Annotated in this window: 18 protein-coding genes and 1 pseudogene; 12 read left to right on the top strand and 7 right to left on the bottom strand. The window is 63.3% G+C overall.

Annotated elements, in window-relative coordinates; all coding sequences use genetic code 11:
* Positions 1-41: 41 nt before the first annotated feature.
* Genes KXD97_RS26995 through KXD97_RS26985 form a run of 3 tightly spaced genes read left to right on the top strand, consistent with a single transcriptional unit; the run spans position 42 to position 2,676 of the window.
* Positions 42-1,562: a class I adenylate-forming enzyme family protein gene (locus tag KXD97_RS26995; RefSeq protein ID WP_260753882.1), complete on the top strand. Its 1,521-nt coding sequence runs from the start codon at positions 42-44 to the stop codon at positions 1,560-1,562.
* The gene (locus KXD97_RS26990) at positions 1,559-1,861 is read left to right on the top strand and encodes a hypothetical protein (protein WP_260753881.1); all 303 of its coding nucleotides are present in this window, start codon (positions 1,559-1,561) and stop codon (positions 1,859-1,861) included. The genes KXD97_RS26995 and KXD97_RS26990 overlap by 4 nt, the downstream gene beginning before the upstream one ends.
* A 47-nt stretch (positions 1,862-1,908) precedes the next feature.
* Entirely contained in the window at positions 1,909-2,676 is a 768-nt protein-coding gene (locus KXD97_RS26985) for an SDR family oxidoreductase (RefSeq protein ID WP_260758169.1), read from the top strand.
* Positions 2,677-2,744: 68 nt separating this feature from the next.
* Here the strand turns inward: KXD97_RS26985 and KXD97_RS26980 are convergent, their stop codons facing one another.
* Positions 2,745-3,734: an acyl-CoA dehydrogenase family protein gene (locus KXD97_RS26980; RefSeq protein WP_260753879.1), complete on the bottom strand. Its 990-nt coding sequence runs from the start codon at positions 3,732-3,734 to the stop codon at positions 2,745-2,747.
* 96 nt (positions 3,735-3,830) lie between these two features.
* On the opposite strand from KXD97_RS26980, the gene KXD97_RS26975 reads away from it, so the two are divergent.
* The 8 genes from KXD97_RS26975 to KXD97_RS26940 all read left to right on the top strand — a co-directional run bounded on the left by KXD97_RS26975 (position 3,831) and on the right by KXD97_RS26940 (position 12,171).
* The gene (locus KXD97_RS26975; RefSeq protein WP_260753878.1) at positions 3,831-5,324 is read left to right on the top strand and encodes a class I adenylate-forming enzyme family protein; all 1,494 of its coding nucleotides are present in this window, start codon (positions 3,831-3,833) and stop codon (positions 5,322-5,324) included.
* A gap of 62 nt (positions 5,325-5,386) precedes the next feature.
* A complete protein-coding gene (locus KXD97_RS26970; protein ID WP_260753877.1) occupies positions 5,387-6,544 on the top strand; it encodes a thiolase family protein in 1,158 nt (385 codons plus the stop codon).
* Positions 6,541-7,347 (top strand): crotonase/enoyl-CoA hydratase family protein, encoded by an 807-nt coding sequence (locus KXD97_RS26965; RefSeq protein ID WP_260753876.1) that lies wholly within the window; start codon positions 6,541-6,543, stop codon positions 7,345-7,347. Before KXD97_RS26970 ends, KXD97_RS26965 begins: the two co-directional genes overlap by 4 nt.
* Positions 7,347-8,204: a mycofactocin-coupled SDR family oxidoreductase gene (locus tag KXD97_RS26960; protein WP_260753874.1), complete on the top strand. Its 858-nt coding sequence runs from the start codon at positions 7,347-7,349 to the stop codon at positions 8,202-8,204. Before KXD97_RS26965 ends, KXD97_RS26960 begins: the two co-directional genes overlap by 1 nt.
* 7 nt (positions 8,205-8,211) lie before the next feature.
* Entirely contained in the window at positions 8,212-9,492 is a 1,281-nt protein-coding gene (locus KXD97_RS26955; RefSeq protein ID WP_260753873.1) for a MaoC family dehydratase N-terminal domain-containing protein, read from the top strand.
* 5 nt (positions 9,493-9,497) lie between these two features.
* On the top strand, positions 9,498-10,640 hold the full coding sequence (locus KXD97_RS26950; protein ID WP_260753872.1) for an acyl-CoA dehydrogenase family protein: 1,143 nt from the start codon (positions 9,498-9,500) through the stop codon (positions 10,638-10,640).
* Entirely contained in the window at positions 10,637-11,386 is a 750-nt protein-coding gene (locus KXD97_RS26945; RefSeq protein WP_260753871.1) for an enoyl-CoA hydratase-related protein, read from the top strand. Before KXD97_RS26950 ends, KXD97_RS26945 begins: the two co-directional genes overlap by 4 nt.
* The gene (locus tag KXD97_RS26940; protein ID WP_260753870.1) at positions 11,386-12,171 is read left to right on the top strand and encodes an enoyl-CoA hydratase/isomerase family protein; all 786 of its coding nucleotides are present in this window, start codon (positions 11,386-11,388) and stop codon (positions 12,169-12,171) included. Before KXD97_RS26945 ends, KXD97_RS26940 begins: the two co-directional genes overlap by 1 nt.
* A gap of 117 nt (positions 12,172-12,288) precedes the next feature.
* Here KXD97_RS26940 and KXD97_RS26935 read toward each other — a convergent pair.
* The 5 genes and pseudogenes from KXD97_RS26935 to KXD97_RS26915 form a co-directional block, all read right to left on the bottom strand.
* Positions 12,289-13,162: pseudogene (locus KXD97_RS26935) on the bottom strand (IS5 family transposase).
* A 46-nt stretch (positions 13,163-13,208) separates the two neighbouring features.
* Entirely contained in the window at positions 13,209-14,201 is a 993-nt protein-coding gene (locus tag KXD97_RS26930) for a nitronate monooxygenase family protein (RefSeq protein WP_260753868.1), read from the bottom strand.
* 8 nt (positions 14,202-14,209) lie between these two features.
* Complete coding sequence (locus tag KXD97_RS26925; protein ID WP_260753866.1) at positions 14,210-14,965, bottom strand: 3-hydroxyacyl-CoA dehydrogenase; 756 nt, start codon at positions 14,963-14,965, stop codon at positions 14,210-14,212.
* Positions 14,966-15,095: 130 nt separating this feature from the next.
* Positions 15,096-16,010 carry an enoyl-CoA hydratase-related protein gene (locus tag KXD97_RS26920; protein WP_260753863.1) on the bottom strand — a complete coding sequence of 305 codons (915 nt, stop codon included), beginning with the start codon at positions 16,008-16,010 and terminating at the stop codon, positions 15,096-15,098.
* A gap of 12 nt (positions 16,011-16,022) precedes the next feature.
* Positions 16,023-17,678 (bottom strand): thiolase C-terminal domain-containing protein, encoded by a 1,656-nt coding sequence (locus KXD97_RS26915; protein ID WP_260753862.1) that lies wholly within the window; start codon positions 17,676-17,678, stop codon positions 16,023-16,025.
* Between the two features lie 187 nt (positions 17,679-17,865).
* Between KXD97_RS26915 and KXD97_RS26910 the strand changes: the two genes are divergently transcribed.
* A complete protein-coding gene (locus KXD97_RS26910) occupies positions 17,866-18,339 on the top strand; it encodes a MarR family winged helix-turn-helix transcriptional regulator (RefSeq protein WP_260753861.1) in 474 nt (157 codons plus the stop codon).
* A gap of 439 nt (positions 18,340-18,778) precedes the next feature.
* Here the strand turns inward: KXD97_RS26910 and KXD97_RS26905 are convergent, their stop codons facing one another.
* Complete coding sequence (locus KXD97_RS26905) at positions 18,779-18,958, bottom strand: hypothetical protein (protein WP_260753859.1); 180 nt, start codon at positions 18,956-18,958, stop codon at positions 18,779-18,781.
* Positions 18,959-18,976: the final 18 nt, after the last annotated feature.

Raw genomic sequence — 18,976 nt, 5'->3', positions numbered from 1 at the left:
CCGTCGATGACAACGCGTTCCACCGTCAACCGGAGTAAGACATGAGTGTTTCGTTGCTGTTGGAGATGGCCGCATCGGCGGCACCGGACCGGGTGGCCGTGGTTTCGGGAGACGTCCGGCTCACCACGTCCGAGTTGAGCGCCACGGTCGACGGGGGTGCGCGCGTCATCGCCGCATCCGGTGCCGGACATGTGGCCTACATCGGGGCGGGTGGCACGATGCTACCGACGCTGTTGTTCGCTTCTGCGCGGGCTGCTGTGCCGGTGACGCCATTGAACTACCGGCTGTCCGCAGACGGATTGCAGGCACTCATTGCCCGGCTGCCCGAACCGCTGGTTGTCGTGGACGACGAATACCGGGATCTGCTGGGTGATCTGGGCGGGGCGGGCGACCGGGTCAAGATGGTCTCCGAGTTTCTGGCGGCCGCACGATGTGCGGAGCCGACAGAAGAGATTCCGATCTTCGCGGATCCGGATTCGGTAGCCGTGGTGTTGTTCACCTCCGGCACCACGTCATCGCCCAAGGCTGTGGAACTGACCCACAACAATCTCACCAGCTACGTAATGGGGACCGTCGATTTCGCGTCCGCAGAACCTGGAGACGCCGCACTCGTCTGTGTTCCGCCCTACCACGTGGCAGGTATCGGCGCCGCCATGTCCAACATCTACGCGGGACGAACGATCGTATACCTGACCAACTTCGATGCCGAAGAGTGGATCAGATTGATCAACGACGAGCAGGTCACATCGGCAACGGTGGTCCCCACGATGCTCGATCGCATCGTGAACGCACTGGAGTCCTCGGCGGCCACATTGCCCACACTGCGCACCCTCGCCTATGGTGGTGCCAAGGTGGCGCTCCCCCTGGTGCGCAAAGCGCTCGAGCTGCTCCCGCAGGTCGGCTTTGTCAACGCCTACGGTCTCACCGAGACGAGTTCGACCATCTCCGTGTTGACGCCGGAGGACCACCGATCTGCCTTGGCCGCCGCGGCCGATGAGTCGATGTTGCGCAGGCTGGGTTCCGTCGGGCTGCCGGTCCCCGGCATCGAAGTGCAGATTCGTGCTGAAGACGGAAGTCGCTTGGGTCCCAACGTCACCGGGGAACTCTTCGTGCGCGGACCACAGGTTTCTGGCCGCTACACCGGCATCGGATCGGTCCTCGATGCCGACGGATGGTTTCCCACCAAAGATGTCGCGATGTTGGATGACGATGGTTACCTGTACATCGGCGGCCGCTCCGACGACACGATCATCCGCGGCGGCGAGAACATCGCGCCCGCGGAGATCGAGGATGTCCTGGTCGAACACCCGTACGTCCGCGATTGCGCTGTGGTCGGCGTCGACGATGCCGAATGGGGGCAGGTCACGGTCGCCGTCGTCGTGCCGGAACCGGGTTGTGAGCCGGAGCCAGGCGACCTCCGGGAATACGTGCGTGGCCGGTTACGTGGGTCGCGCACGCCGGACCGGGTGGTCTTCCGCGACGAGTTGCCCACCAATGCGACCGGGAAGGTGCTACGGCGCGAACTTGTCACCGAATTGAATGCGAGCAAGGAGTCAGCATGATCAAGAACGGCACACGATTGCAGAGCCAAGTCTGTGATACCCAGGTCATTGTCGTACGCAGTACCGACGCCCTTGACGGCTTGCAGGCAGGTGGATCGCCGATGGTGCCTGTCGGCGAACCTGTTGCTGCCGGTCTGGCGGTTGCCGCCGACCATGCGTCCGGGACATTCATGGGTAAGCGCTACGTCGACGAATCCGGGGCTGAGGTGCTGGTGACCAAGGCCGGCGCAGGCTCGCTGTCCATCGGGGACGTTCCGCTCGTCCTCAAAGAAGCCAAGCCGCTGCCTGCCAGCGATTGACACATCGAACCTCGGCCTATTCCGTGGCCATATCGAAGGGACTCTCAATGACAACAACTTCCTCAGCCATCGTCAGTGGCGGAGCCGGCGGACTGGGGGCCGCCACCGTGCGGCGTCTGCATGCCGACGGCATCGGCGTGGTGATCGCGGATCTCTCCGAAGACGCGGGCCGGGCTCTGGCTGATGAACTGGGCGAAGGAGCGGTATTCGCCCGCACCGACGTCACCGACGAAGTCAGCGTCACCGCCGCGCTTGATGCGGCATCAGGGCTCGGCCAGTTCCGCTACGCGGTGATCGCTCACGGTGGTTTCGGGGTCAACCAACGCATCGTCGGGCGCGACGGATCCCCAGCCGACTTTGCAGGGTTCACCAAGACTGTGGACCTGTACCTGAACGGCACCTACAACGTGTTGCGGTTGTCGGCTGCACGGATCGCGAAAGGGGAGCCACTGCCTGATGGTGAGCGCGGGGCCGTGGTGATGACGGCGTCGATCGCCGGATTCGAGGGCCAGATCGGCCAGTCGTCCTACAGCGCTGCCAAGGCCGGAGTGATCGGCCTGACACTGACCGCCGCGCGGGATCTCAGTTCTGTCGGTGTGCGGGTGAACACGATTGCGCCGGGCACGATGCGTACGCCCATCATGGAGTCCGTCGGTGAAGAGATGCTGACCAAGCTGACATCGGCAGTCCCGTATCCGAAACGGCTGGGCGAGCCTGCCGAATTCGCCGATGCCGCAGCGTTTTTGCTGCAAAATGGCTATGTCAACGGAGAAGTCCTGCGGTTGGACGGTGCCCAGCGTTTTGCGCCCAAGTAACGCACTGACCACGACGAAAGGGAGCCTGCGGAAAAATCCCGCAGGCTCCCTTTCGGCATGTCCGATCGTCAGACCGGGACCAGAGCGGCCCTGTGACTTTCCACGGTCCCGTTCATCGCGCGATCCACCTTGATCCGACGCAGAAACAGGTGCAGGTCGTGTTCCCAGGTGAACCCGATTCCGCCGTGCACCTGCAGAGCCGTGCTCGCGACGTCGGACGCTGCATTCTTCGCGTAGGCGACTGCAGAGCTGACGATCTGCTTGCGGGAATCAGCTGCTGTTGTGGAATCGATCGCCTGCGACGCCGACCACAGCACAGCACGAGAAGCTTCGACGGCGATCGCCATGTTCGCGCAGTGGTGCTTGACTGCCTGGAACGAACCGATGAGAGCGCCGAACTGCTTACGTTGACCCGCATAGGTGACCGTCATCTCGAACAGACGGCTTGCTGCTCCGAGAGCATCCCACGCTCGGTGCAGCGCCAGCGCATCGGCCACCAGGTCGGCGGTTCCGTCCGGCAAGGAGACTCGTTGATGGTCGGCTGCTTCCTGTTCGATCCGTGCCCACGACCGCGAGAGATCCAAGGTGGACATCGGCTGCAGAATCGAATCGCGCAGGACCGCTGCGTAGTCGCCGGATTCGTCGTGGCCGACCAGCATCAGCGCCGTCATGTCGGCTGCCATAGGTACCGGAGTGGGTCCGGTCGGCCGGAGCAGGGCGACACCGATGAGTTCATCGTCGGGCAGGCTGTCCGCACCGCTGTGCTGCTGCGCTGTGGCAAGCAGCCACTGAGCGATAGCTACGTCGGCGATGGGAAGCGAACTGGCCGCCCGACCGTGGGCCTCGGTGAGCACCGCAAGGTCGCAATGTTCGCCGCCACCGTCCGGGGTCAGTAGCGAAAGGAGGCCCGAGGTCTCCGCGTGCTCTGCTGCCCGTGGATCGACCGTGATGGGCGCGGTGTCGATGCAAGCCCGGATTCGATCGACCGGGTCGTGTTGTTCGAGCCACGTCTGCTCTGCGCGAGCCAGTTCACGTTGCTCTGGTGAGAGCGACAACATCTACCTCCTTGTAGGTTGACCTAGTAAACCATGTCTACTACGTTCAGGGGAAGGTTTGCTGCGGCTCAGCCGCATCCGTCGATTCGGGAAGCCGCGATGACAACACTTGATGATGCGCTCAAACACCTGTGGACTGCCGATGAAGGTGCCAAAGTCCTTCAGTTCAAGGGCGCCTGGTATTCCTGGGGGTACATCAGGAGCCTCTCTGAGAGCATTGGTGCGACGCTCGCGCAGGCTGGTGCCGGCCGCGGGGCACGGGTTGCCGTGGTGTTGGGCAATCGGCCGGAATCCGTCGCCGCTCTGGTGTCGGCGATCGTGGATGGCTGGATATTGGTAACGCTGAATCCGATGCAGCCCAGCGAGAGGCTGGCCGCGGATCTGTCGGCAACCGGCGTCGGGTATGTCCTCGGGCCGGCAGCGAGCTTCGAGGACCGCGGATTCACCGAAGCGGTGGTGGCGCTGAACGCGTCGTCCTGGAGTGTCGATGACGACCAGGTCGTGGAGTGCAGTCGCGGTGCGACGGTGGCGGGGGAGGCCACCTCTGAAGTGCAGATCGAGATGCTGACCTCAGGCACAACGGGTGCCCCAAAGCGGATACCGTTGACCAGGTGCCAGTTGGAGTCCTCATTGTCGGCGGCGCTGAGTCACCATGACCGGTCAGATGGTCGTGACCGTGCGCCGTTCAGTGGCGCAGTGGCTCTGGTCATCATTCCGATCGTGCATATCGGCGGGCTTTGGGGTGTCTTGCAAGCACTCACCACCGCTCGGCCGATGGTTATGGCGGAACGCTTCTCGGTAGACACCTGGATCGAGGTGGTGCGTGAACACCGTCCGAAACTGGTCGGCTTGCCGCCGGCGGCGATCCGCTCGGTGCTCGACTCCGAGATCACTCGAGAGGATTTGTCCAGTGTTCGCGCCATCAATGCCGGCACCAGTCCGGTATCGCCGGACCTGATCGACGCTTTTCTCGAACGCTTCGGCATCCCGATTCTCGTCGTGTACGGCGCCACGGAATTCTCCGGAGCGGTCGCCGGATGGAACCTACCCGACTTTCGAGCGCACTGGAAAGATAAGCGCGGCAGCGTGGGAAAGGCTTTCCCCGGTGTAATGCTGCGGGCTGTCGATGATGACGGGTGCGAGCTCGGCCCGGGGAATCCAGGGAGGCTACAGGTCGCCACCGCACAGGCGGGTTCTGTCAACGGACAATGGATAACCACCAGTGATCTGGCCCGCATCGACGCCGACGGATTCCTGTACATCGACGGTCGTGCCGACGACGTGATCATCCGAGGTGGCTTCAAGGTGGCGCCAGACACTGTCAGTGCCGCACTTCGACGGCACGAAGCTGTGGCGGATGCCGCCGTACTGGGCGTGCCAGATGAACGACTCGGTCAGATTCCGATCGCTGCAGTCGAACTCAGGACGAGCGCACATGCCGAACCACAGGAACTCCGCGAGCACTGTCGGTTGATGCTGACCTCATACGAAGTGCCGGCCGAGGTGTACATCGTAGATCAGTTGCCGCGTGGAGCAGCGCTGAAAGTCGATCGTCGCGGACTGACAAAAATCATCGAGGAACTACGAAACTGATCGTCCTGCGGCCCGACCCGGTGCTCGCAGCAAACCCCTTGAACAAAATGGAGGAGACGTCCATGGCAGAAGCGGTCATTGTCGAGGCAGTACGGTCCCCGATCGGCAAACGTAACGGAGGATTGTCCGGGGTGCATCCCGCTGAGCTGTCGGCCCAGGTGCTCAACGGGCTGGTAGAGCGGGCGGGCATCGATCCGGGGCTGGTGGACGACGTGATCTGGGGATGCGTCCAGCAGGTCGGCGAACAGGCCCTCGACATCGCGCGTACCGCCCTGCTGGCAGCAGGTTGGCCCGAAACCGTTCCCGGTGTCACGGTGGATCGCCAGTGCGGATCCAGCCAGCAATCCGTGCACTTCGCGGCGGCAGGTGTGGCGGCCGGGCACTATGATGTCGTGGTCGCCGGCGGCGTGGAAGCAATGTCGCGAGTCCCGATGGGGGCGTCGACCGCGTCGGGCGGCAACCCCTTCCCCGACAGCTTCATGACGCGGTACGGCGTGGCGCCAAATCAGGGCATCGGTGCCGAGATGATCTCTCAGCAATGGGGTTTCGATCGCACCATGCTGGACCAATTCTCTTTGGACTCGCACGAGAAGGCCGCGGCAGCACAGGATTCCGGTGTCTTCGATGGCCAGATCGTCGGTATCAAAACCAAGGACGCGGACGGCAATGACATCGCGATCACCAAGGATGAAGGCATTCGCCGGGGTACCCCCATCGAGAAGATGGCACAGCTCAAGTCCGCCTTTCGGGAGAACGGCGTCATCCACGCCGGTAACTCCAGCCAGATCTCGGACGGCTCGGCCGCTCTGCTGTTCGTGAGCGCGGATAAGGCAAAGTCTCTGGGGATCAGGCCGATCGCGCGGGTACATACTGCGACTCTGGCCGGCGCCGACCCGGTGATCATGTTGACCGCGCCCATACCGGCGACACAGAAGGCGCTCAAGCGATCTGGGCTGTCGGTTGACGATATCGGCGTCTTCGAGGTCAACGAGGCTTTCGCGCCAGTGCCGCTGGCCTGGTTGAAAGACATCGGCGCCGACGAGAAAAGGCTCAATCCCAATGGTGGCGCCATCGCGCTGGGCCACCCGCTCGGGGGGTCCGGCGCCCGTATCATGACCACCATGCTGCATCACATGCGCGACAATGGAATTCAGTATGGACTGCAAACCATGTGTGAGGGCGGCGGCCAGGCCAACGCGACCATTCTGGAGTTGCTGTGACCACCGTGGAGAATCAGGCCGCCCCAGCTGCCCTGACCGAGCGTCGCGGAAACGTCCTCGTCATCACAATCAACCGACCCGAGGCACGCAACGCCGTCAACGGCGCGGTGAGCGCTGCCGTCGGAGACGCATTGCAATCCGCCCAGGACGACCCGGATGTGCGCGCCATCGTCATCACCGGAGCCGGCGACAAATCGTTCTGTGCCGGCGCGGATCTGAAGGCCATCGGTCGTGGTGAGAACTTGATGCATCCGGTGCATCCGGAATGGGGTTTTGCCGGTTACGTCCGGCATCACGTCGACAAGCCGACCATCGCGGCGGTCAATGGCACCGCATTGGGCGGCGGTTCCGAACTCGTGCTGGCCAGCGACCTGGTGGTCGCGGAGGAGAGCGCAGTGCTGGGCCTTCCCGAGGTGAAACGCGGATTGATCGCCGGCGCCGGCGGAGTCTTCCGGCTGGTCGACCAATTGCCGCGTAAGGTCGCCATGGAGCTGATCGTCACCGGCGACCCGATCACCGCGACCGATGCCAAGAACTGGGGACTGATCAATCAGGTCGTGCCCGATGGCACCGCACTGACCGCAGCCCTAGCACTCGCCGAGCGCATCACTGCGAACGCACCGCTGTCGGTATGGGCCAGCAAGCGGGTGGCCCAGGGGGTCGATGCGGGTGTGATCGCCCGGGAGGAGCCCGATTGGGACCGCACCGAATCCGAGTTCGGCACGCTGTTGAGCAGTGAGGATGCAATGGAAGGTCCGCGGGCTTTTGCCGAGAAGCGGGCCCCGATCTGGAAGGCACGTTGATGGGAAGAGTGCAGGACAAAGTTGTTCTGGTTACCGGCGCCGCGCGCGGGCAGGGACGTAGTCACGCAGTAAAACTCGCTGAGGAGGGCGCCGACATCATCCTCTTCGATATCTGTCAGGACATCGAGACCAACGAGTACCCGCTGGCTACCCCCCTCGATCTCAACGAGGCAGGGCTGGAGGTGGAGAAGACCGGGCGGCGCGCTGTCACCGCTGAGGTCGATGTGCGCGACAAGGCCGCCGTCACCGCCGCGCTCGCCGGCGCGGTGGCAGAGTTCGATGGCCGACTCGATGTGGTCGTTGCCAATGCTGGGATCTGCCCGCTGGGTGCCGGTCTGCCGCGGGGCGCGTTCGCCGATGCCTTCGACGTGGATTTTCTGGGCGTCGTCAACGCAATTCATGCAGCGTTGCCCTACCTCAAGTCGGGGGCCTCGATCATCACGACCGGATCGGTGGCCGGACTGATTGCCGCGAAGATGCCTCCTATGGCAGCGGCCGGGCCCTCAGGACCGGGCGGCGCCGGTTACAACCTGGCCAAGCAGATGGTGGATACCTACACCACGCAATTGGCCGCTGTCCTTGCACCGGAATCCATCAGGGTCAACGTCGTGCATCCGACGAACGTCAACACCCCGATGCTCAACAGTGACCCGATGTACCGGCAGTTCCGCCCTGATCTGGAGAACCCGACCCGCGAAGACGCCTTGCCGGCGTTCCCGGCGATGCAGGCGATGCCGGTGCCGTACGTGGAACCCGAGGACATCTCGAATGTCGTGTGCTTCTTGGCCTCCGACGAGTCGCGCTACCTCACCGGCAGCCAGTTCAGGGTTGATGCCGGCGCGATGCTGAAGTTCTGAGGCGGGTATGACGAGCACCGAAAGCGCCGCAGTCGAAGGACGGATCACCGACGAGGACATCGAACGGGCGCGTGCACAGATCGGGATTCCGGTCAATCAGCGCGATGAGGCGTGGCACCGGTTGCCCAGCGCCGACGGCATCAGTCACTTCGCCTTCGGGTGCGGTGATGACAATCCACTGTTTCACGATCCGCAGTACGGAGCCAACACACGGTGGCACGGTCAGATCGCTCCACCGACCTTCCCCATCTCGACCGGTCTCGATCAGACGCCGCGGTTCACCGATCCAGAGCGAAAGAAGCTGTTCCGCGGCCTGTTTCGGGGGACAGGAAAGTACTACGCCGGCGTGAAGTGGACGCTGTACAAGCCGCTGTACGCCGATCGTCTGGTGCTGGCAGAGAACTACACCCTCGACGTTCAGGTGAAGGAGAGCGAGTTCTCCGGCGGTCGGTCGGTCAAGGAGACCTTCCGCTACCTGTACGTCGACGTCGACGGCACGCCGCTCGCCACTCGTGACGAGTCGTACATCAACGCCGAGCGTCAGGGCTCCAAGAAGTCCGGGAAGTACTCCCATATCGAGCGGCAGCACTGGACCGAGGAGTCACTCGCCGAGGTCGAGCAGGGCTATGACGAGGAAGTGCGCCGCGGCGCCGAACCTCAGTGGTGGGAGGATGTCAACGTCGGCGATGCCGTGCCTGCAGTGATGAAGGGACCGCTTACCGTCGTCGATGTCATCAGCATGCATATGGGTTGGGGCTGGGGCGGTTACGGCGTCGGGCCGCTGAAGTATGCGCACCAGCTGCGTAAGCGGATGCCTGCGTTCTATCAGCCCGATGAGTATGGTGTGCCGGATGTGGTGCAGCGTCTGCACTGGGACGCGGCGCGGGCACAGGCCCTCGGCATTCCCGCACCGTACGACTATGGGCAGATGCGTGCGGCGTGGGCATCGCATCTACTCACCAACTGGGTGGGCGACGACGGTTGGCTGGCCGAGCTGGATCTGCAATTGCGTGGATTCAACTACCACGGCGACATTCACCGCATGACAGCCACCGTCGTCCAGAAGAGTGAAACTCCAGAAGACGTCATTTCGCTCGACGTCTTGGGTACCACGCAACGCGATGAGAACACCGTTCGTGGTACCGCGAAGGTGCTGCTTCCGTCGCGGCAACGTGGCGCCGTGGTCCTCCCGGCGCCAGATGAGGACCTCCGCCGGCGAGGTGCCGGCATCGTATCCAGAATAGCCGGCCAGGTGGGCGCAGAGATGCGCCGAATCCACGGGGAGTGATTGAGATGAAGAGAACAGTTTTCGACGAAGAACACGAGGCGCTGCGCGAAACCGCACGGCAGTTCCTGGAGCGGGAGGTTGCCCCGCATGCGGAGCAGTGGGAGCAGGACCGGTTGGTCGATCGATCCGCTTATGTGGCGGCCGGAAAGTACGGCCTCATCGGCTTCAACATGCCTGAGGAGTACGGGGGCGGAGGATCAGAGGACTTCCGGTTCAACGCCGTGATCGTCGAAGAGGTGTCCAAGAGCGGCCTGCCGGCTCCCGCGCTCTCCTTGCAGAACGACGTGGTAGGCCCGTACTTCAAATCGTTGGCCAACGACGAGCAGAAGGCACGTTGGATGCCGGGCATCGTCAGTGGCGAGCTGATCGTGGCGGTGGCTATGACCGAACCAGGTGCGGGCAGCGATCTGGCCGGTATCAGGACATCTGCGGTCCGTGATGGAGATGATTGGCTCCTGAACGGCGCCAAGACATTCATTTCGGCCGGCTTCAACAGCGATCTGGTGGTCGTGGTGGCCCGCACCGATCCCGAGGCGGGCCACAAAGGGTTCACGCTGTTGGTGGTCGAACGCGATATGCCTGGCTTCACTCGTGGCCGCAAACTCGACAAGATGGGTTTGCACGCCCAGGACACCGCCGAGCTGAACTTCGACAACGTTCGGGTCCCGAATGCCAACATCCTCGGTCAGGTGGGTCGTGGTTTCTACCATCTGATGCACAACCTGCCCTCGGAGCGGTTGTCGATCGCGATCGGTGCCGTGGCCAGCGCACGCGAAACATGGCGGCAGACACTGCAGTACGCCAAGGACCGAAAGGCTTTCGGTCAGCCCATCGGTAGCTTCCAGCACAATCGATTCCTGCTGGCCGAAATGGACACCGAACTGGAGATCGGTGAGCAGTACATCGACCGGTGCCTGCAGGCGGTCGTAGACGGGGATTTGACAGCCGTTGAGGCCGCCAAGGCCAAATGGTGGTGCACCGAGATGGCGAAGCGCGTCATCGACAATTGTGTTCAGCTGCATGGTGGGTACGGATTCATGATGGAGTACCGGGTCGCGCGAGAGTATTGCGATGGCCGTATCCAGACCATCTTCGGCGGGACCACCGAGATCATGAAGGACATCATCGGCCGCGATCTGGGACTGTGAATGGGATCTCGGCCCGCAGAGAGGGCCGGGTTCTGCATATCGTCCTTGACCGGCCGGAGAAACTGAACGCGGTCAACGCGCCGATGCTGGCTGAGCTGAAACGACTCCTCGATGCGGCCGCTGAGGATCTGACGTCAGTAATCGTGATCGGTGGTGCGGGACGGGCGTTCTGCTCGGGAGGTGATCTGTCCGGCAAGAACACCGGAGGGGCCGGCGAACTCGCCAACGATGTAGTGCGGGCGATCATCGAATCACCTAAGCCCGTCATCGCCGCAGTGCACGGCGCCGCAGCCGGGGTCGGATGCCCGATCGCCCTGTCCTGCGATCTCACGGTGGTGGCCGAGTCTGCGTACTTCCAGTTGGCTTTCAGCAGAGTCGGTTTGATGCCAGACGGTGGAACATCCGCCCTGTTGTCCGCGGCGATCGGTCGACCTCGGGCCACCCGCATGGCGATGCTTGCCGAGAAGATCTCGGCCGCCGATGCCTACGCGTGGGGGATGATCACGCACCTGGCTGAAGATGGGAAATTCGAGCTGGAACTTGCTTCAGTGGTCTCTGCGCTGAATGCGACGTCCGGCCCCTCCCTACAGTGGATCAAGCGTGCCATGCGGGCCGGCACCATGTCCGCGTTGGAAGAGGTCCAGTCAATTGAACTGACCGGCCAGACGGACCTGGCCGGGACACCGGAGTTCCGCAATGCGGTGGCTGCGTACCGCGATGCGGCAAGAGATCGAAGGAGCACCTGATGGACCCATTGGACGACCTGACCACCATCGAGTTTGAGGTCGCCAACCACGTCGCGACCGTCAGCCTCAACCGGCCTGCTCAGATGAACAGTTTCGACGAGCAGATGGCCGGCGAACTTGTTCGTGTCTGGACGCGCGTTCGCGAGGACGCTGATATCCGGGTGGCGGTGCTGCAAGCCAACGGAGATCGCGCGTTCTGTACCGGCATCGATGTTTCCAAGGGCGCGTGGTGGTTCGACCAACCGATCTTCAACCACGAAGATCCAGGAACCATGCTCGGTCCCAAGGCTCATCTGGTCTGGAAACCGGTGATCGCGGCCCTGCACGGAATCATCGCCGGAGGCGCAATGTATTTCGTCAACGAATGCGACTTCTCGATCTGCGCAGAGTCGGCCCAGTTCTTCGACCCCCATGCCAATGCAGGCATTGTCTCGGCACTCGAACCGATGGGGATGCTGGCACTCGGTGTTCCCTACGGGGAAGTGATGCGCTGGGCCCTGATGGGCAATGAGGAGCGACTCCGTGCAGACACCGCACTGCGGATCGGCTTGGTGACCGAGGTGGTTCCCGATGGCGAGCTACGTTCCAGGGCAGCTGAGTTGGCTGCAGAGATCGCGAGCCGTCGACCTGAAGGGATCCAGGGTACTGTTCGCGCAATGTGGGAGGCGCGCGATTTGCCGCCGAGTGTCGCAGCGCGCCACGGCCTGTCTTACACTCATATAGGCAATGCAGGTGCGGGCAAACCCGATCACAAGGCCGTCAAGCGGCCGACAAGGTTTAGATAGGGATCCCCGACCGGTATGTCCTGAACCATAGCGCGAAACTCGAAGGGGCTGTGAAACGCCGGAAATCCGTGCGCTTCACAGCCCCCACTACGTGCCGAACGGCCTAGGTAGTGTCTGTTAATTGCGGACGCGGTGATAGATGATGATCGCAGCTAGGGTGACGCCCCCGAGGTAGCTCAGCGCGTATTTGTCGTATCGGGTGGCGATACCTCGCCAGTGCTTGAAGCGGTTGAAGGATCGCTCGACGGTGTTGCGGTGCTTATAGATTTGCCCGGAGAACGCCGGTGGCCGTCCGCCTTTGCTTCCCCGGCTCTTTCGGCGGGCGATCTGGTCGCTGCGCTCGGGAATGGTGTGGGCGATTTTGAGCTGGCGCAGTCGGGCTCGGGTCGAGTCATGGGAGTACGCCTTATCGGCGAGTAGCCGAAACTTTGGGCCCTGATGGGCAGTCAGCAGTGGCCACAGCATCGGGTTGTCGCCGGCTTGCCCCGGCGACAGTGCCATGGTGACCGCGCTGCAGCGTTGATCGGCCAGCGCGTGGATCTTCGTTGTCAGCCCGCCGCGTGAACGGCCGATGGCATGGTCATCGGGCTCATCGGGGTGTTTGTTGTAATTCGACAGATCCCCCTGTGTGGCGACCAGGGCGGGCACCAGCGGCATGCTGATGTACACGCACGCTGGTCGAATCCACCGCCAGCAGCAGTTCGACCAGCTCAGCGTCAGCGTCATCGACATCGATGTCACGGGAGATCGCTGCGAAGATCTGCGCGTAGGTGCCGTCGGTGGACCACCGCAGGTGACGTTCAGCCACCGACTGCCAGGCGCCGAACTGCGCGGGCAGATCGCGCCACGGAGATCCAGTCCGGTAACGCCAGATAATTCCTTCCAGCGTCACCCGATGATCGTTCCACGGCCGCCCGCGCCGTCGACCCGAAGGCAGTACCGGCTCAATCACCGACCACAAGTCATCAGAAATCACATCAGTCCGTAACACTTAAACAGCATCAGGCACAACATCGTTCACATTAAGCAGACACGCCCTAGGCCGTAGCGATTTTGGATCCGACCATGCCCGCCAGCCGGCCGGTGATGATGTCCTCTGCTTCGTCGACGATGCGGTTGATCAGCTCGTCGCAGGTGGGGATGTCGTGGATCAGGCCCATGACGGTGCCGACGGTCCAGATGCCGGCGTCGACGTCGCCCTCGTCGTAGACCCGGCGGCCACGCACGCCGGCCACCAGATCTTTGACGTCCTCGAACTGGCCGCCGTCCTTGAGGATCTGCACCACCTCACGGGAGACGACGTTGGACGCCACCCGCGCGGTGTTGTGCAGGCTGCGGAAGATCAGCTCGGTGCCGCGCTCATTGCCCTCGACGATGGCGTCCTTGACGTTCTGATGGATGCAGGACTCCACGGTGCACATGAAGCGGGTGCCCATGTTGATGCCGTCCGCACCGAGCGCCAGCGCGGCCACCAGACCACCGGCGTCCCCGAAACCGCCCGAGGCGATCATCGGGATCTCGATCTCGCGGGCGGCGGCCGGAATCAGCACCAGGCCCGGCACATCGTCCTCACCGGGATGCCCGGCGCACTCGAAACCGTCGATGCTGATGCCGTCCACCCCGAGGGTCTGGGCCTTCACCGCGTGACGCACCGAGGTGCACTTGTGCAGCACCTTGATGCCGTTGTCGTGGAACATCGGCAGATGCGGGCCGGGGTTGGAGCCCGCGGTCTCGACGATCTTGATGCCCGAGTCGACGATCACCTGGCGGTACTCGTCATACGGCGGCGGGTTGATCGACGGCAGGATGGTCAGGTTGACCCCGAACGGCTTGTCGGTCAGATCCCGGGTGCGGGCGATCTCGTTGGCCAGATCGGCCGGGGTCGGCTGGGTCAGCGCGGTGATGAACCCGAGACCGCCCGCGTTCGCGACTGCGGCCACGAGCTCGGCGCGACCCACCCACTGCATACCGCCCTGGGCGATCGGATGCTCGACACCGAAGGCCTCGGTGAACTTGGTAACCAGTGCCATATCAATCCTTACCTAGGAGCCATACGGATAGCGCCATCCAGCCGGATGACCTCGCCGTTGAGCATCGGGTTTTCCACGATGTGCACGGCAAGTGCACCGTACTCGTCCGGGTCGCCGAGGCGGGCCGGATGCGGGACCTGCTGGCCCAGCGACTTCTGCGCCTCTTCGGGCAGTGAGCCCAGCAGCGGGGTCTTGAACAGGCCCGGCGCGATGGTGACCACGCGGATCAGGCTGCGCGACAGGTCGCGCGCGACCGGCAGGGTCAGCCCGACCACCCCACCCTTGGACGCCGAGTAGGCGGCCTGGCCGATCTGGCCGTCGAACGCGGCGACCGAGGCGGTGTTGATGATGACGCCGCGCTCCTCGCCCGCCAGTGGTTCGGTCTTGGCGATCCGCTCCGCGGCCAGCCGCAGCACGTTGAACGTGCCGATCAGGTTGACCTCGACCACCTTGCGGAATCCGTCCAGCGGGAACGGGCCTTCCTTGCCGAGGGTCTTGATGGCGTTGCCGATGCCGGCGCAGTTGACGTTGATGCGCACCGGGCCGAGCGACTCGGCCACGTCGAGGGCCTTGCTGACCGCGTCCTCGTCGGTGACGTTGGCGGCGACGAACTTGGCGCGCTCGCCCAGCTCGGCGACGGCTTCCTCACCCTTGAGGTCGATGACGACGACCGAGGCGCCCGCGTCGAGCAGGCGCTTGGTGGTCGCCAGGCCGAGCCCGGAGGCCCCACCGGTGACAACCGCCACCGAATCCTGAATCAGCATGTGGATTTCCTCTCCCGCCGTCTCGGAGATACCGATCGACGCGAAATTCAGACTAAGTAAACGAAGTAAGCGATGTGTAGGTTACAAGGTCTGTGTAGTGACCGTCTATGAGTTTCGTCACGCGAACGAATCAGTCAAAGAGGTTCTGCCACAGAGGCGTGACGTTCGGATCAGGGAAAACGTCCGGCGTATCGGTCGTCACCCGGTCGGTGAAAACCGGCTTACGCTTCTCAACGAATGCGGTGATACCTTCGCGCGCATCGGCGCTGAGGCCGCGCAGATTGAGTGCCTTTGTCTCGATGTGATGGGCGATCGATGGGTGTGGCGCCGCCATCATCTGCCACAGCAACCTGCGGGCCATTGATGTGGACACGGAGGCTGTATTCTCGGCGATTTCGGTCGCGATGTTCATTGCCGCGTTGAGCACTTCGTCTGCGGGATGGACACTTCGCAGTAATCCGCCGGCAAGCGCTTCGTCGGCGCCAAATGTCCGGCCGGTGAGCATCCATTCCATAGCTTGCTGCACCGGAACGACTCTGGGCAGAAACCACGACGAACACGATTCGGGCACCAGTGCCCGGCGGGTGAACGGCAGTGCGAACTTCGCGTTCGCCGAAGCGACTCTGATGTCCGCGGGCAGGGTCATGGTGAGGCCGACGCCGACCGCATGGCCATTGATTGCCGCGATCACCGGCTTGGTTGATTCGAAGATTCGCAACGAAACTCGCCCGCCGCCGTCTCTGCGCATCGGTAGTTCGGTGCCGACATCGAACTGGGTTCCGGGTGGCGCTGTAGGGCTGCTGCGCCAATCGACAAATGCGTCGCCAGGGTCACGTGAGTCCTTCAGGTCCATGCCTGTGCAAAAGGCCGAACCGGCACCGGTCAGCACCACCACCCGCACGCCATCGTCGCCGTCGGCGCGGTCGAACGCGTCGATCAGTTGCTGCTCCATGTGATCGGTGAAGGCATTGAGACGATCAGGCCTGTCCAACTGCACGATCGCGACGCCCGATTGGTTCTGATACTGCACATGGGTCGTGGTCATGTCGCCGCAGCCTCAGTCCACACGTAGCAGGATTGCGCCGCTGGGCACGCCGCCGCCCGCGGAGACGACTGCTGTCTTGGGGTTCGCGACCTGCCGGCCGGGAGCCTGCCCACGCAATTGCAGCACCGCCTCCCGCATGAAGCCGTACCCATGGAGGCGGCCGGCGGAGAGCTGACCGCCGTGTGGGTTCAGCGGGAGTCGTCCGCTGACGGCAATGCCACGACCCTGGTCGATGAAATCGCTTGCTTCGCCGAGTCCGCAGAAGCCGAGGCCCTCGAGCCAGGACAAGGCGTTGAAGGTGAATCCGTCATAGAGCAGCGCAACGTCGACGTCGTCGGGACGCAGCTGCGTTCGCGTCCACAGGTGGCGTGACGGTCCGAGGGATTGGGGTAGGTGAGTGAAGGTGCCCTGATCCCAGGACAGTCGTTCGAGTATCTGGGTGCCAACCGCTTCGACGAGCACGGGTGTGCTCCGGAGGTCGGCAGCTGTCTCCCGTGCGGAGATGATCACCGCGACCGCCCCATCCACCGGAACATCGCAGTCATACAGACCGAGCGGGGTCGACACCATCCGGGCGGACAGATAGTCGTCCATGGACAACGGTTCCCGATACACTGCCTCTGGGTTATCGCCGGCGTTGGTGCGCTCTGTGAGTGCGATCCATCCCAACGTCTCACGTGTATCGCCGTAGCGGTGGAGATAGTGTGATGCGTTGCAAGCGATCCAGTTTGCGGCGGACATGGCGCCGAACGGCGCCCGGAATTCGTGCATGTCGGTGGCCGGTCCATCGCTGGGCAGCCACTTGCCGCTTCGGGTGAGTGCCGAATAGCTGGATTCCCACACCGTTCGAAAACACAGGACGTGGCGGCATAGACCGGCGGCCACGGCGAGCATGCCGGCGACGATGGACCCAGTCTGGCCCGGGGTTTCTCCGCCGCCATTGACCCATGTCGGACGGAGGCGCAGTGCTTCCTCGAGCGCCATGACCCCACCTTCGGACATGCCGGCCGGCGCGGCTCCTGGATAGGTCGCCAAGCCGTCGATATCGGACGGATTCAGGCCGGCGTCGGCGATGGCAGCCAGGCACGCGTCCACGGTGAGGCTCAATGGGTCGACCATCAACCGTCGCCCCACCTGCGACTGGCCGACACCGGAGATGAGCACCTGGTCCTCGAACCGCTTGTCCGAGACCGGCTGACGGATATGGCGGGCAGTGTCTTCCGGCTCAGGAAGCACAGCGGTGCTCTCACCGTCAGGATCCGGTTCGAACAGTGGAATCCAGATATCTTCGGCTCCACGTTCGAACGTGACCCTTACGGGATCTCCGATGCCGATAGTAGACGGATCGTAATCGACAATATTGGTTGTCAAATGCACTGATGTGTCTTCGTGCAGCGCGACGACAGCGATGACATAGGGGGGAGTCATCGACGGAAGCCATTGCTGCTCGTTGCGGGTGAAGCCGAGAATGCGCGCTTTACCCGACGTCGGCGCCATCTCGATGTGCCGTGAGTGGCAGCGATTGCAGATGGGCGGCTTGGGGTGCAACCAGGCCGAGCAGTTGCCGCATCGAGCGATACGCAGCACGCCGTCGGCGCCCGATGCCCAGAACTCGCTGCTGGCGAGTGTCGGTTGTGGAAGCTTGCGTCCGGTAGAGCTGTAGGTCATCGGAAAATCCCCTCGGCGGGCGAAGAATTACTCGGGTGATCTGTGGAGGCGACTGCGACCGGGCGCCTATGGTGAAGATACCTTCACCATAGGGTTGGGAGTGACGAAACACGGTCCGGGTGTTCGGTCGATGTTGGCTCGGAGAGCGAGGAGGATCGTTTCGGTGGCTGGGCGAGAACATGTTGACTTGGATGGCGACGCACTCTACGACTATCAGGCGAAGTCGTTCCAGCGCTATGTGATTGGGTTCGGCGAATGGATGACCCGCACCAGCTTGGCGCGACTGCAACGCTCGGGCCATCATAATTTGCGGCCCGCGCACGCTCGCTTGATGGTGTTCCTGGCCTGGGAAGGTAGTCGGGTGAGCGATCTCGCGGCCGATCTTGGTGTCACCAAGAATGCGGTCGGTCAGTTGGTGACCGAGCTGGAATCCTTCGGCTACGTCGAGCGCGCGCCCGATCCCGTCGATGGGCGTGCGAAGATCGTTCGTTACACCGAGCGCGGGCGCGGAGTGCTGCGGGACAACCTGGCCATCAGCGTCGCATTGGATGCGGAAGTGGAGCACATCATCGGCGCAGAGCGTTTCGAGTGGCTGAGGGAGGCATTGGCCGACATCTTCGCCAGCCTGCCGCCGGCCGATGCCGCCGGCGACGAGACGTGAGCACGGCGACCACGGCCGCGCACTCAGAGATTGCTGGATAGCGGTCCCAGCGACGAGCACTGGAACGGCTGGGCGAGCGCAGGTCGCCAACAGCCGGTTCCGGTGGCTGTTGTCCGGCCAAGGGCTGAACCCGTCACGTTCACTGTGGCCGCTGTATAGCCCACAGCGTCGGCGCACTCGGATCGCCCGTTCTCCAGCGCGATGCATACGGTGACACTCGTCGGGTTGCCAGTCGCGCAAGCGCCGGCCTGAATCGATGCCGAGGCAGTCCGCGTCCCGCCAGAAGTTTCGGCTGCCACCGGTGCCGAGAGCGTGAAATCGCAGCTTCCCGACGGCGGTCCAGGCTCGACGGGCTCGGCCGATGCGGTCCCGACCGGATAGGCGATCAGAGTGGCCAACGTGGCAGCAACCAATTCCACCGTGCGCCGCACCGGTCTCATCACAGCTTGAACTCGATTCCTTGGGTAAGGGCCACGAGTACCGCCAGTGCAACGATGAAACCGACCGACAGCGCCAGCAACATCCGCGTCTCCCGCCACAGTTCGGCGTTATCGGCGGGAGGGAGGAAGAACTCCGGCGGAATCTCCTTGGTTGATGTGGGCTGATCATCGACGGCCATTGATGTTCCTTTCGAACG

Origin of the sequence: Mycobacterium sp. SMC-8 (assembly GCF_025263565.1) — a bacterium.
Taxonomy (GTDB): domain Bacteria; phylum Actinomycetota; class Actinomycetes; order Mycobacteriales; family Mycobacteriaceae; genus Mycobacterium.
Note: the sequence above shows the minus strand (reverse complement) of the source record. Positions and strands in the feature narration are given on the sequence as shown.